The organism is Staphylococcus sp. HMSC034C12 (genome assembly GCF_001835895.1).
Lineage (GTDB): Bacteria > Bacillota > Bacilli > Staphylococcales > Staphylococcaceae > Staphylococcus > Staphylococcus hominis.
Genome location: NZ_KV826340.1, coordinates 1 through 13,477 on the forward strand (window position 1 = coordinate 1; position 13,477 = coordinate 13,477).

The window sequence follows — 13,477 nt, forward strand, 5'->3', positions numbered from 1 at the left end:
GGCTAATTTGTTAGAAATTATGTCCCAGCCTCATTTTTTCTGAGATTTATGTCCCAGCCTCATTTATATATAAAAAACACCCTACATCTTGGTAAGGTGTTACTAAAGTCAATTTTTGCAATCTATAAATTATAGTTTAACAACGTTTGCAGCTTGAGGACCGCGATCGCCTTCAACTACTTCAAACTCAACTGATTGACCTTCTTCTAATGATTTATAACCTTCTTGGTTAATTGCTGAGAAGTGTACGAATACGTCGTTTTCTCCTTCAACTTCGATGAAGCCAAAACCTTTTTCAGCGTTAAACCATTTAACTGTACCTTGTTTCATAATTGTGAAACCTCCAAGACTAAAATTCATTCAATATGCATTATTCGCATATTACAAAAAATACGTGTTATAAATATGTATAAATAACAAAATGCTATCAATCAATATTACAGATATTCTTTGCAATATGGAATAAAACTATTGCTTGATAACTATTATATGTTAGTTTGAACTAAATTGCAATACAATTATAGAAAATTCTCTTTTAATTAATTTTTGGTAGATTATAATAAACTTCTTTATTATTTAAAACAATAAAACTATAAAATATTTGTAAATCTTCATCACAATCTTCACAAAAATTTAAATCACAATTATTATAAAATGCATAAATATTATATTTCCCAATAACATAATTATTATAATATTTTTTACTTTTTTTAATAATTGATTGATAATCTTCTAACATTTCTTCATAGTTACTATAATGATGTTGTTCTACGATTTTTTCTGTCCAGTCGCTAAATAACCACCATCCCTCGTAGTCTGCACGAATCTTTGCAACTGTCCACATGACTAAGTCCCCTCTCAAATTAAAACTCTAATAAATATTGTAACTTTTTTTTAGACGAATTCAAGCTTAAAGACTCCGTTCTTTTAATTGAGATAAAGATGATATGTATATTAATTATTAGTTTTTTGTAGGAAAAATACGTATAATATAATGTAGAGGTGATAATGATGCAACATAAACATATACAAGTATTTGGAACTGTCCAAGGTGTAGGGTTCCGTCATCATACTGAATTAATTGCAAAAAAACTTGATATATTTGGTACTGTTCAAAATGTTGAGGATTATGTAGATATATATGCTCAAGGTGACGAGGAAAAAATAAAATCATTTATTAATAAAGTGATTGCTGGTGCTTCTCCTGCATCTTCAGTTTCTGATTATAGTATTGAAGATTTAGACGTAACAAATAGATACTCAGAATTTAAAACGATTTATTAAATAAAGGAAGATGAATATTGAGATATAACCTTTCTCGGCTTCTGGGTGTTTTAGTAGGAATTCCAATAGCTATTATCTCATGGGTGACAAGTGTATTTGGATTTGATTTATCCTTTATACTTGATGCCCTAATAGGTATTGGAATGTTTTTTGTATCTTATTTTCCTACTCAAAGATTGACATCCAAAAAATATTTAAATGAAATTGGATTATCACGTAGAGACTATCGTTTTGTTAATCAACAACTCAATCAATCACATAATAAAATTCGTAATATTTTAAAATCATATATTAATATCAGATCGATTAAAGATTTTCGTCAAATTAATGATATTTATAAAATTTCTAAGTCTATTCATTTTGCTGTTAAACAGAGACCTTCATCATTTTTCAAAGTAGAAAGTTTCTTTTATTCGCATATAGATAATGCACTAAATTTAATTGATGCATATACCCGTTTATCTAAAATGCCAAAAAAATCTGCTGAAGAAAAGCAAAAATTAGAGCAAACACGTATTACTTTAGATGAGGTGAAACGTACACTTATTGCAGATTTAAAAAGACTTAATGAAGATGATTATGAGCGTTTAGATATTGAAATGGAACTTAATCGGTTACAACACAAGCGATATAAAAAATACTAATTTAAAGTTAAGATAAGAATGGAGAGAATTTTTAAATGAATCAAAAAGACCAATTTATTAACTCACATCCATTAGATGATTATATAGATCATCAAACGCATGATGTTTCAACTCAAAATGTTAAGCAAGACTTTGAACAACAATTTAACGAACAAGATTTAAAAAAAATTGATTCAATTAGTCAACAAATCAAACCACTAGATAGTGAAGGCCTATTATCTTTTGGGACACATCTACAACAGAACATGTCTCAATTTTCACATCAAATGTTAGATGAAGTTCAATCGAAAGATGTGGGTCCTATTGGTGATACTTTAAATCAATTAATGTCTAAGTTAAGAGAAGTTAATCCTGATGACTTGAATCAAGACAATCAATCTAAACTTAAACGTTTATTTAGACGAACAAAAGCTTCAATAAATGAAGTATTTTCTAGAATGCAATCTGTAAGTTCACAAGTTGATAGAATCACCATTCAATTGGATAAGCATAAAGGAAATTTAACTAAAGACATTCAGTTACTCGATCATCTTTATGAACAAAATAAAGTATATTTTGAGGATGTTTCTCTATACATTGCTGCTGCACAGCGTAAAAAACAAGAAATAAATGCTAATGAATTGCCTAAATTGCGTCAACATGCAGAACAATCTGGTAATCAAATGGATATTCAAAGTGTCGCTGATATGGAGCAATTTGTTGATCGATTAGATAAAAAAATTTATGACTTACAATTATCACGTCAAATTGCAATTCAAACAGCGCCGCAAATTCGTATGATTCAAAATGTGAATCAAGCATTAGCTGAAAAAATTCAAAGTTCTATTCTCACAAGTATTCCTTTATGGAAAAATCAGATGGCTATTGCCCTCACTTTAATGAGACAAAAAAATGCTGTAACAGCTCAGCGTGCAGTTACTGATACCACAAATGATTTACTTACACGAAATGCAGCCATGTTAAAACAAAATGCAATTGAAACGGCTACTGAAAATGAACGTGGTATCGTAGATATTGAAACGCTTAAAGCGACTCAAAATGACATCATTGAAACGATTGAACAAACACTGCAAATTCAATATAATGGACGTCAAAAACGTCAACAAGCTGAAAGAGAATTATCACAACTCGAGAATGAATTAAAAGAACATTTACTTACTATGAAAAAAGAATAGATAAAATTAAAACACCGATTGCTCTCATTTAAAGAAGTAACCGGTGTTTAGTATATCTATTCCTTTTGATAAACAATATACGATTGATTTATAAACTTAGATACGATATACCCCATTATGATTGAAATGATAGCTATAGGTAACCATTCTAAAGAATATTGCTTAAGGGGTAAATGATTTATAACATTTAATTTTATTAAACCTAATGTATTTATTGTACTTACAATTGAAACAAGACTAACAATAATAATAGGTATTTGTTGCGCAATAGGTTTAGTTGGAATAAAACGCGCAAGTAAAATTAAAATAATCATAGTAATGGCTACAGGATAAATAATACTTAACACAGGAACAGACATGTTTATAACAGTATTTAATCCTAAATTAGCCAATATAAAACTGATAATTGTAAAACCTATAACATATACCTTATAACTAATTTTTGAAAATATACTATAAAAGTATTGACTCACAGATACAATAAGTCCACAAGCTGTAGTTAAACAAGCTAAAGCAACAATGATACCTAGTAAGTATTTTCCTAGAATACCAAAGCCGTTTGTAGCCATGGTAGTAAGTAAATAAGTTCCTATATTTTGATTTTTAGCCATTAGAGATGTAATCGTATTTTGACTTATTCCCATATGATTACCAATATAGCCTAAAGAAACATATATAAAAATTAATGCTAAAGCGGCAATAAATCCAGCTATAACTGTTTGTTTAAATATTTGATTGGTGTGTTTAACTCCTGTTGCTTTAATGGCATTAACCACAATCATTGAAAATGCAATTGCTGCAATTGCATCCATTGTTAAATACCCTTCAATAAAGCCGTGTGAAAAACTTTCTATATTTGAAGAATATATCTCTGGATTTCCATGAGATGAACTGTGTCCCTTATAATCTACAAATCCTTTAATAATCATGGCCAAAATTGTAATTAATAATAAAGGAGTTAATAAAGATCCAATTCGATCTACTATTTTACCAGGATTAATACATAAATATAAAACAACAATAAAATAAATAAGTGTAAAAATGAATAAAGACATATTACTATTTGAATGCGTAATGGGTGTAATAGTCATTTCAAAAGACGTAGATGCAGTACGTGGTATAGCAAATAGAGGTCCAATGGTTAAATAAATAATAATGAGAAAGATAACTGAAAATCTCGGTGACAGTTTATTAAAGGCACCAATATATCCTTGTTTATCAAGTGCCCCAACGACTACTCCAAGTAATGGTAAGCCTATTCCAGTCAAACAAAAAGCTAAAATTGCTGGCCAGAAATAGGCACCACTTTCTTGTCCTAAATTAGGAGGAAAAATTAGATTACCTGCGCCAAAAAACATAGCAAATAGCGTAAAGCCGATAATCCAAGTATGTTTATTCATAGAATTGCTCCTTTTTATGTATATGTTTGCAATATTTAACATTCTAGCACAAAAAGAATTGACAAGTCTATGTATGTCACAAAAATTTGAATATTATAAATCAATATACAGTTTAATTATTAGAAAGATTTTAATAATAATTTTTTTAGCAATGGTGATAAGTGACTCGGTAAATTTTCAACACCTTCTACAAATAATGCAAATTGTCCATAAATATTATGAATGGTTTCTTCAATATCTTCAGTAATAGGATCTTGGCTTAAAAAGACATTAAATACTTCGATTCCAAATTTACGCGCCATTTCCACAGCTTCATACGTATCTAAAATACCGTCTTGAGCATAGTTATACGCTGAAGGTTCCCCATCTGAAAAGATAATTAAGAAACGTTGTTGATGACTTCTTCTTAATAAACGTTCACTTGCAATTCGTATAGCTACGCCATCTCTATTATCATCTTGAGGATGTAATGACATAATGCGTGGTCCGCTTTTTTCCATGATTGAACGATCGTAATGAACGATTTCATCAATGATATTGGGTTGTTTTCGATCATCAGAGTCAAAAGCATCTTCATTAAAAGCAAGTATCTCATGTTTAACGTTGAGTGCTTTTAATGTTTCATGAAATAATACGACGCCTTTAATCGTTTCTTCCATTTTATCAAACATACTAGCAGATACATCAATCAGTAATGTAAAAGTCGCATCGAATGTTTTACTAAGGTCTTGTTTTTTATAAAACAATTTATATTGATCATCAATAAACCAATTGGTTAAATCACGTTGAAGACGACCTTTAGTCAAATTATGACGTTCGTCAACATGTTCTCTATCGATGGTTTTCTTTATAATCTGAATTAAATCTTTAGTTTCAAATTGTACTTCATTTTTAACTTGCTGGTAGCTTGAAATATACTCTGGCTCTATATCAGGTACTTTCCATTCTATTTCGACATTTTCATTAATACCACGTAAAGCAAATGATGGATTAGAACCTATAGAACCGCCTTCATCACGATCAAGTGCATGATTAGAGCCACGTCCTTTTTTCGTCATCATATCTGTCATATCATCAGTTGAATCACCTTCACGTGCAGTGTCGTTATCACTCATAACATCACTATTTTCACCTTCATGTAATTCCATTTCAAGATAAGCGCCACCTTCAGATTTACTATCTTGAGCGTTTGTTTCAGCTTCGGCTGATGTAGTGTCAGTTTCTTCGTTTGTATTATCTTGGCCATCAACATTACTTGCATCCATACGTTTAATATCCTCGTAAGACATTTCATGAATAGCTTCATATACTTTTCTAGGAAGATGATAATATTCATTTAACATATCATGTGATAACATTTCATCGATTTGGAACATGACACGTTGTGCAAGATACATATTATCTTCAGATGATTCATTTTGGAAAAAATCAGGTAAATATTGAAACATGTGATTTAATATGTCATCTAATTGTGGATGTATCGTGGGTATATCAAAGAAGTTTTGACTTAAAAATGCGCGCTCTAAATATAAGAAAAGTAAATCTGTATATACCGTTTTTGTTTTATAGAATTTAATTTGTGATTCCGTATAAGATAATCGAGTTTTTACTCTTAAATCAATTTGTTTAGCAGTGCTAGGTCGCTCCTCTTTAATAAAATTAAAAACGCGCATATCTTCTAGCAATCTAAAGAGTTGATGATAAAATTTGGGATGGCTAAATTCATTATCATGAAGAACTTCATTTACGATAGCTTCGTCCATCATTTTATAACCGTATGCAGCGAGCATGACATCTGTTTTTAACCCTGCACTTTCAATATCTTTTGGACGATGAGACCAAAACCAACTTGTAATTAAAGTATTATTAATAGGATCATAATAAGGGAACTTTTGAATTTTTACTTTAGTTTGTTCGTTTTTCAGTAGTAAGCGCGCTAAATCTTGTAACATCATGACTTGCTTAGCATCTAGCTGCTCATCATTAAATTTTATAAAACGATCACTCATAATAATCCCTCTCTAAAAGTTTAGTTCGATTGCATTTCTGATGGCTTGCTGTTCGCGTTCATCTTCAAGTTTATCGATAATTGTACGCTGAATTGCTCTCTCTATTGGCATAACTGTAATTAAGTCACTTAAGTCAATTAACGCACGAATACTAGCTGCTTCTTCTGAAATTTGTCCTTGTTTTGACATTGTACGTAAGTCTTCATTAAATTTAATGATTTTTTTAATTATATCATCATCTTGAAGCTGGCTTTGTTGTTTAATGACATCTTTAAGAATGTCTCCTCCAATGTAATCAACTTGTATGACAATAAAGCGGTTTTTTAATGCTTCATTCATTGGTAATGTACCAACATAGCCTTCATTTATCGCAGCAATTACATTGAAACCAGGGGCTGCTTTAATTACTTCTCCAGTAAATGGATTGGTTAACTGACGTCTATAGTCTAATACGCCATTTAAAATAGGTAATGTTTCAGGTTTAGCCATATTGATTTCATCAATATATAAGATATGACCTTCTCGCATGGCTTTTATAACTGGGCCGTCAATAAAAATAATTTCTTGTTGACCTTGTTCATTTGTTTTTATTGTTTTAAAACCTAATAAGCTCTCTGCGTCTAAATCAACAGAACAGTTAACTTGATGCATCGGCGTTTGGACTACTTCACTTAAAGTTTCAGCTAATCGTGTTTTACCAGAGCCTGTAGGGCCTTTTAATAAAATATTTTTATTTAAATTAAACAATGCTTGTGCATCATTGAATACAGATTGATCTGAATTGATATAATGATTATTTGGCATTTTAATATTCTCCTTTATAAGATGAAAAAATAGACCAAGAGCGTGTATAAATGTATAGATATTGGTACATCACTCTGAGTCTTAATTTAATCGTTATCTTTTAGAAATTGAATGTATTTAAACTTCTTTAAAATAATCTTTGTAATAACCACCTACTAGACCAGAGTTATCAATGATTTGATAATATTCTTCAGTTTCATTGATGACATCATATTGTTTTCCAATAGTAAGCATATCTGATACTGTGAATTTTTTTGCATCAGTATTAACTACCATCACTTGTTTAATTGGTGTGCGTGATTTCCAATCTTCATGTAACATTGCCATTTTAAATCCTCCAATAAAATGAATTATATTATTTTTTTTCTAAAGTATATATGAAAGAGATGCCGCTACCTTCAGTAATGCGTAACGATTGAGCATCACCTTGATTTAATATTTGATAAGGAATACCAATTTCATCCAGTTCTTTTCGTGCATGTTCAAAGTCTTCAGTTGAATTTGTACTGAATTCAATTTGTTCCACAATTCCTTCTTCTTTTAATTCAACTTGTTCATTAGATTGATATAAATGAATTTCTCCACCAAGTCCACCATCTCCGATTTTAAATACCTGGACAGTTTGATCAGGAAATTCAGTAGATTCATATTCAGCATAATGCGTTAAATTAAATACATTTTTAAAGATAGAAGTTGTAACCAATAATTCGTTTACTTTAATAATTACTGGTCCCAACCCTTGAATTTGGTGAAGAGGATTAACAGCACTTTCAAAAGTAGGTGTGCCTAATCCAATACCAACATTCAGTTCATTAGAATAGATATCAAAAATTTGATGATTATCATCTTTAAAATTAAAGTGCTGATTACCGTTTAATTCAGTGATTGAACTAAATTGAATATTATTTTTTTCTAATATTTGTTGATATTCTTCTAAACCAGCATTCGATGGTGTTCTTAATCCCACGCTTGATATATGTACATTTCTATAATTAGGATTAGGAACTTCTACAAAGTGAAGTCTTGTACCAGGATTTAATTCAGCATCACCAAAACGTAATGCCTGTCTTTTTGTTGCAACATTAAGACCTAAAATATTATGAAATAAATTCTGTGTTTTTGAGAGATCACTTGTTCCAATCGTAACACTTCTTAGTCCACTCATTCATCGACACTCCCATTTATATATCTTTTCTTAAACATTATAACGTATTTTATATATGAATAATATGTTGAACGCTTAAATAAGAGTATTGTTTTTTATTATAAAATATACGTAAATAAAAATATTATAAATGATTAAAGTTTGTATAATAAATAACATATATATAAGATAATATATATGTTATACCCCTCCCCTACCTTGTTTTATAAAGGCAGGGGGGATATCATAGGTTATTTAATTGTCTAAAAACAAACTTGATAAATTATATAAAGTTCGTTTTTAACTTATTGTAGTTTTAATAATTATTATTTTTTAATAGATTCTTTTGTAATACTCTTAAGAATATTTGCTGTTTTTTGTCCAAATATAATACTTAATTTATCATTTTTATACATGTTAGCATCTGCTTTGGAAAAGTCATAAATGGATAATGAGGGATGCGCTTCTCTGCTATTTTTTATATTCTCATTATTAGGATACATTTACGTTATCTTCTTTTATTTCTATATTACATATTTATTTTTAACTAATGATAATATCGAAATATTCTAGCGTAATTTTTTTAATGCTAATATAACTAAAACTTAAAAAGAGTAGAATAAATTCATTATGAACTTATTCTACTCTTTATCAATTTATGATTAAGATTTCAATATATTTAGCGCTTTAATAAATGAAATTAAGATTCTAATAATAAGTCTTCTGGGCTCTCGATCAGCTCTTTAATTGTTTTTAAGAATCCAACTGCTTCTTTGCCATCAATAATTCTATGGTCATAGCTTAATGCAATGTACATCATTGGTCTGTTCTCGATTGTATCTTTATCAATAGCAATTGGACGAGTGATAATTGAATGCATACCTAAGATAGCAGCTTGATTACCATTAATAATTGGTGTACTCATCATAGAACCAAATACACCACCATTAGTGATTGTAAATGAACCATTTACCATATCATCTAATCCAAGTTTTTTATCACGTGCTTTTACTGCTAAATCTGCAATTGATTTTTCTAGTTCAGCAAAGTTTTTCTTATCACAATCTCTAACGAATGGTACTAATAATCCATCATCTGTTGAAACAGCAATACCAATATCATAGTATTGTTTAGTAATCATATCGTCTCCATCAATTTCAGCATTAACTTCTGGATATTTTTTGAGTGCTGCTACTGCTGCCTTAGTAAAGAATGACATAAATCCTAATTTAGTGCCGTCATGATCTTTAATAAATTGTTCTTTTTTACGTTTTCTTAATTCCATTACATTTGTCATATCAACTTCATTAAATGTTGTGAGCATTGCGGTATTATTAGATACTTCTAATAATTTTTTTGCAGCTGTTTTCTTTCTTCTAGACATTTTTTCACGAATCACTGGTTTATTAGGCGTATTAGCAGTTGATTTTTTAGATGTTTCTTGTTGTGAATTAGGTTGAGTATTTTGATTAGATTGACTTGTTTTTTGACGATTATCAACATCTTCTTTTCTTATCACATCGCTACCTTTTCCAGCTACTTCATTTAAATCAATACCATTTTTACGAGCATGACGACGTGCTGATGGCGTTGCATTCACTCTTTTATTATTGATTGATTCTGAGTCGTCATTTGAACTTGTATCGCTACCTTGTGCTTCAGTAGAAGTGCGTGGTGTTGAATGATTAGTTTCTGCAGAATCTGTTTTTATGTTTTCATTTTCAGAAGTTGAATCGTTATTTTGTGATTTGCTTGAACTACTTGTACTACCTTTACCTTCACCGACAATTGCAATAGCTTGGCCCACTTCTACAGTGTCGCCTTCAGATGCAAGTTGTTCTTGAAGTATACCATCTTCTTCAGATACAACTTCAACATTCACTTTGTCAGTTTCTAATTCAAGAATAGCGTCTCCTTTTTCAACATTATCCCCTATGTTTTTTAGCCACTCTGCAACTGTACCTTCTGTAATTGATTCTGCTAATTCTGGAACTTTTACCTCTGCCATTATATTTCCCCCTAGTTATTTTTGACACTATTTTCAATAATTTTATGTTGAACAAGTTTGTGAATTTCTCCATCACCTTCGGCAGGTGCTGCACGTTGTATTCTACCCTGATAACTTAAATTATATTGATGTCCAACAATAGATTTAAGATATGGGTAAACAAATAACCATGCGCCTTGGTTTTTAGGTTCTTCTTGAACCCAAGCAACAGATTCTAAATTTGGTAATTCTTCTAAAGCTTTTTTAATGTCTTCCTCTGGGAAAGGATATAATCTTTCCACAGCAATAAGTTGTATATTTTCATTAGGTTCTTTTGCTAATGTTTCTTTTAAATCAATAAACATTTTTCCAGAAGCTAAAATGACTTTTGTTACTTTAGCTTTTTGAGCATCTTCAACAATAATTGGTTTGAAACTGCCAGTTGTAAATTCACTAATTGGCTTAGCCACTGTTTTATTTCTTAACAAACTCTTAGGTGACATCACAATTAATGGTCTCATCGCTTCAGTATTTAAACTTTTAGCTTGTGCACGTAATAAATGGAAGTAGTTACTAGAACTTGATAGATTGACCACTGTACTATTATTTTCAGCCGCCAGTTGTAAGAATCTTTCTAAACGTGCTGATGAATGTTCAGGACCTTGACCTTCAAAAGCGTGTGGTAAGAATAAAGTTAGACCACTACGCTCGCCCCATTTGGCTCTGGCAGATGACATAAAATTATCAAAAATCATTTGTGCCATATTTGAAAAATCTCCATATTGGGCTTCCCAAATATTCATACTATTTTTATTTTCAACATTATATCCATATTCAAAGCCTACGACTGCAGCTTCTGATAATGGACTGTTATGCACTTCAAATGTTGCTTTTTGATTTGGTACATGGTGAAGCGGTGTATACGTATTGCCATTGTCTTCATCATGTAGTACAGCATGTCTGTGACTGAATGTGCCACGTTCACTATCTTGACCTGTCAAACGAATTGATATGCCATCTTGAACAATTGTTGCAAAAGCTAATTGTTCTGCTTGAGCCCAATCAACTAGGCCATTTTCATTTTCAAAAGGTTCTCTACGTTTTTCTAATACTTTATTTAATTTTCTAAATACCTGGAAATCTTCAGGATAGTTCAACATTGCATCATTAATTTCTTTCAAATGTTCAAAGCTAAACTCTTTTTTATCACTTTGTAAAGGTAACTGAAGCGATTCAGGTTTATTCATTACAGTACTATTCATTTTATCTGATTTATCAATTTTATCTTGAGCAGTACGCATTTCTTTTTGTACAGAATCAATGATTTCAGACATTTGTTCTTTCGTTAAAATACCTTCATCTACAAGTTTATTTCCATAAATCACTTCAACTGAATCATGCTGTCTAATATTGTGATATAACGTTGGATTTGTAATAGATGGTTCATCCATCTCGTTATGTCCATATCGACGATAACCTACTAAATCAATGACAAAGTCTTTATGGAATTCTTTTCTAAATTCCATAGCAATATCAATTGCTTCAATTGTCGCTTCTACATCATCTGCATTCACATGAAGAATAGGTACATCGTACCCCTTAGCGATATCTGATGAATACGTTGTAGAACGACCATCAATAGGTTCAGTTGTAAAACCAATTCGGTTATTTGTAATTATATGTAGTGCTCCGCCAGTTGAATAACCATTTAAATTACTTAAATTCATTGTTTCAAAATTGATACCTTGACCAGGATATGCAGCATCTCCATGAATAATAATTGGCATACCGTGATGGAAATCTGTAGTTGGTCCACCCGCATGATGTGTATCATCTTGAGCAGCACGTGTTTTTCCTATAACTACAGGTGCTACAATTTCTAGGTGACTTGGATTGTTTGCTAAAGAAATACATTGTTCAATACCATATGAAGAAGTAGTTTTAACGCCACCTAAGTGATATTTAACGTCTCCTGTCCAACCAGCAGTAAGTTTTAAACTGCCATCTTCAGGTAAGAATTTCATTGGATCCGTGTGCATAAATTCTGAGATCATCATTTCATAAGGTTTTTCTAATACATGTGTTAAAACATTGAGACGTCCCCTATGTGCCATTCCAATTTGAATATTCTGAATGTCCTCTTGAGCAGCACGCTTCAATGTATGTTGTAACATTGGCACTAATGTATCTACACCTTCAATTGAGAAACGTTTTGCTCCAACAAAATTCTTATGTAGATATTTTTCAAAACCTTCAACATGAGCAAGTGTTTTAAATAAGTTAATTTTTTCATCACTATTAATGGTAGCTTTATAAGGTGTTTCAATACGACGTTTTAACCAAGTACGTTCTTTATTATTGTTAATATGATTGTACTCAAACGCAATAGAGCCTTTATAACGCTTTTCCATACGCTTTAACGCTTCATAAGCATTATCGTATATATCACTAAAGTGATCTGATACGATACCAGATGAAATATTTTTTAATGTCTCTTTATTTAAATTAAAATCTTCAATTTCTAATTTTGGGATATGCGTTCTTTTAGGCGCATTTACAGGATAAATATCAGCCTTTAGATGACCATATTGTCTAATATTATCAATTAATCGCATGACACGTTTGATTGTGCTATCATCTGCTGAAGTACCACTCCCATCTGTGGTAAACTTAGCTTTAACTTGTGCTTCGCCATTTTTTATTGTACTAAAAAGCACTTGTAAATCATCTGAGACAGAAGTTGGGTCTTGAAGATAATCATCATATAAATCGAGCATAAGACCCAAATTTGCCCCAAAATTTACTGGAGCTTCTGTAACATCCCTTTTATCCTTTGCCATATTATACCCTCCACAAAATAGTTAAACCGCTTACAAAACCATCATAGCACTATTTTAACTATTGATAAAGACTATTGACTGAATATTATGTAAAAAGAAAAAATTCAATAAAGATAAACTTTTTTAATTTTATATTAATAAAAAAACACAGATGATAATGGACTGACCCCAATTAGTGGGAATTATATAA

13 protein-coding genes are annotated in these 13,477 nt (G+C 30.7%); 3 read left to right on the forward strand and 10 right to left on the reverse strand.

The genetic code is table 11. The features are described from left to right. Positions 1 to 129 precede the first annotated feature (129 nt). Positions 130 to 330: a cold shock protein CspA gene (gene cspA / locus HMPREF2629_RS08720; RefSeq protein WP_001831260.1), complete on the reverse strand. Its 201-nt coding sequence runs from the start codon at positions 328 to 330 to the stop codon at positions 130 to 132. 205 nt (positions 331 to 535) lie between these two features. Then, on the reverse strand, positions 536 to 844 hold the full coding sequence (gene msaA / locus HMPREF2629_RS08725) for a regulatory protein MsaA (protein ID WP_017176340.1): 309 nt from the start codon (positions 842 to 844) through the stop codon (positions 536 to 538). 167 nt (positions 845 to 1,011) lie between these two features. Between msaA and HMPREF2629_RS08730 the strand changes: the two genes are divergently transcribed. The 3 genes from HMPREF2629_RS08730 to HMPREF2629_RS08740 are packed head-to-tail and all read left to right on the forward strand — an operon-like array spanning position 1,012 to position 3,103. Beyond that, complete coding sequence (locus tag HMPREF2629_RS08730; RefSeq protein WP_048680155.1) at positions 1,012 to 1,284, forward strand: acylphosphatase; 273 nt, start codon at positions 1,012 to 1,014, stop codon at positions 1,282 to 1,284. A 17-nt stretch (positions 1,285 to 1,301) separates the two neighbouring features. Then, a complete protein-coding gene (locus HMPREF2629_RS08735; protein ID WP_017176338.1) occupies positions 1,302 to 1,928 on the forward strand; it encodes a 5-bromo-4-chloroindolyl phosphate hydrolysis family protein in 627 nt (208 codons plus the stop codon). A 35-nt stretch (positions 1,929 to 1,963) separates the two neighbouring features. Beyond that, entirely contained in the window at positions 1,964 to 3,103 is a 1,140-nt protein-coding gene (locus HMPREF2629_RS08740; RefSeq protein ID WP_048762438.1) for a toxic anion resistance protein, read from the forward strand. Between the two features lie 56 nt (positions 3,104 to 3,159). On the opposite strand, the gene brnQ is transcribed toward HMPREF2629_RS08740, so the two are convergent. The 8 genes from brnQ to HMPREF2629_RS08775 form a co-directional block, all read right to left on the reverse strand. Further along, complete coding sequence (gene brnQ / locus HMPREF2629_RS08745) at positions 3,160 to 4,503, reverse strand: branched-chain amino acid-like transporter carrier protein BrnQ3 (protein ID WP_019835259.1); 1,344 nt, start codon at positions 4,501 to 4,503, stop codon at positions 3,160 to 3,162. A gap of 119 nt (positions 4,504 to 4,622) precedes the next feature. Beyond that, entirely contained in the window at positions 4,623 to 6,512 is a 1,890-nt protein-coding gene (locus tag HMPREF2629_RS08750) for a vWA domain-containing protein (protein WP_019835258.1), read from the reverse strand. A 12-nt stretch (positions 6,513 to 6,524) separates the two neighbouring features. Continuing rightward, the gene (locus tag HMPREF2629_RS08755; RefSeq protein WP_017176334.1) at positions 6,525 to 7,316 is read right to left on the reverse strand and encodes an ATP-binding protein; all 792 of its coding nucleotides are present in this window, start codon (positions 7,314 to 7,316) and stop codon (positions 6,525 to 6,527) included. A gap of 117 nt (positions 7,317 to 7,433) precedes the next feature. After that, entirely contained in the window at positions 7,434 to 7,637 is a 204-nt protein-coding gene (locus HMPREF2629_RS08760) for a DUF6501 family protein (protein ID WP_025987180.1), read from the reverse strand. 34 nt (positions 7,638 to 7,671) lie between these two features. Next, positions 7,672 to 8,481, reverse strand: a complete 810-nt coding sequence (locus HMPREF2629_RS08765) for a VOC family protein (protein WP_017176332.1) — start codon at positions 8,479 to 8,481, stop codon at positions 7,672 to 7,674. Positions 8,482 to 8,786: 305 nt separating this feature from the next. Beyond that, on the reverse strand, positions 8,787 to 8,963 hold the full coding sequence (locus tag HMPREF2629_RS11175; RefSeq protein WP_019835255.1) for a hypothetical protein: 177 nt from the start codon (positions 8,961 to 8,963) through the stop codon (positions 8,787 to 8,789). A 197-nt stretch (positions 8,964 to 9,160) separates the two neighbouring features. Further along, positions 9,161 to 10,468 carry a 2-oxoglutarate dehydrogenase complex dihydrolipoyllysine-residue succinyltransferase gene (odhB, locus tag HMPREF2629_RS08770; RefSeq protein WP_017176330.1) on the reverse strand — a complete coding sequence of 436 codons (1,308 nt, stop codon included), beginning with the start codon at positions 10,466 to 10,468 and terminating at the stop codon, positions 9,161 to 9,163. Between the two features lie 11 nt (positions 10,469 to 10,479). Then, complete coding sequence (locus HMPREF2629_RS08775) at positions 10,480 to 13,287, reverse strand: 2-oxoglutarate dehydrogenase E1 component (RefSeq protein WP_017176329.1); 2,808 nt, start codon at positions 13,285 to 13,287, stop codon at positions 10,480 to 10,482. Between the last annotated feature and the right edge of the window lie 190 nt (positions 13,288 to 13,477).

Excerpts from the sequence above, each read along its gene's own strand:
- cspA (WP_001831260.1), bottom strand. The coding sequence starts at position 330 with ATGAAACAAGGTACAGTTAAATGGTTTAACGCTGAAAAAGGTTTTGGC.
- msaA (WP_017176340.1), bottom strand. The coding sequence starts at position 844 with ATGTGGACAGTTGCAAAGATTCGTGCAGACTACGAGGGATGGTGGTTA.
- HMPREF2629_RS08730 (WP_048680155.1), top strand. The coding sequence starts at position 1,012 with ATGCAACATAAACATATACAAGTATTTGGAACTGTCCAAGGTGTAGGG.
- HMPREF2629_RS08740 (WP_048762438.1), top strand. The coding sequence starts at position 1,964 with ATGAATCAAAAAGACCAATTTATTAACTCACATCCATTAGATGATTAT.
- brnQ (WP_019835259.1), bottom strand. The coding sequence starts at position 4,503 with ATGAATAAACATACTTGGATTATCGGCTTTACGCTATTTGCTATGTTT.
- HMPREF2629_RS08750 (WP_019835258.1), bottom strand. The coding sequence starts at position 6,512 with ATGAGTGATCGTTTTATAAAATTTAATGATGAGCAGCTAGATGCTAAG.
- HMPREF2629_RS08755 (WP_017176334.1), bottom strand. The coding sequence starts at position 7,316 with ATGCCAAATAATCATTATATCAATTCAGATCAATCTGTATTCAATGAT.
- HMPREF2629_RS08760 (WP_025987180.1), bottom strand. The coding sequence starts at position 7,637 with ATGTTACATGAAGATTGGAAATCACGCACACCAATTAAACAAGTGATG.
- HMPREF2629_RS08765 (WP_017176332.1), bottom strand. The coding sequence starts at position 8,481 with ATGAGTGGACTAAGAAGTGTTACGATTGGAACAAGTGATCTCTCAAAA.
- HMPREF2629_RS11175 (WP_019835255.1), bottom strand. The coding sequence starts at position 8,963 with ATGTATCCTAATAATGAGAATATAAAAAATAGCAGAGAAGCGCATCCC.
- odhB (WP_017176330.1), bottom strand. The coding sequence starts at position 10,468 with ATGGCAGAGGTAAAAGTTCCAGAATTAGCAGAATCAATTACAGAAGGT.
- HMPREF2629_RS08775 (WP_017176329.1), bottom strand. The coding sequence starts at position 13,287 with ATGGCAAAGGATAAAAGGGATGTTACAGAAGCTCCAGTAAATTTTGGG.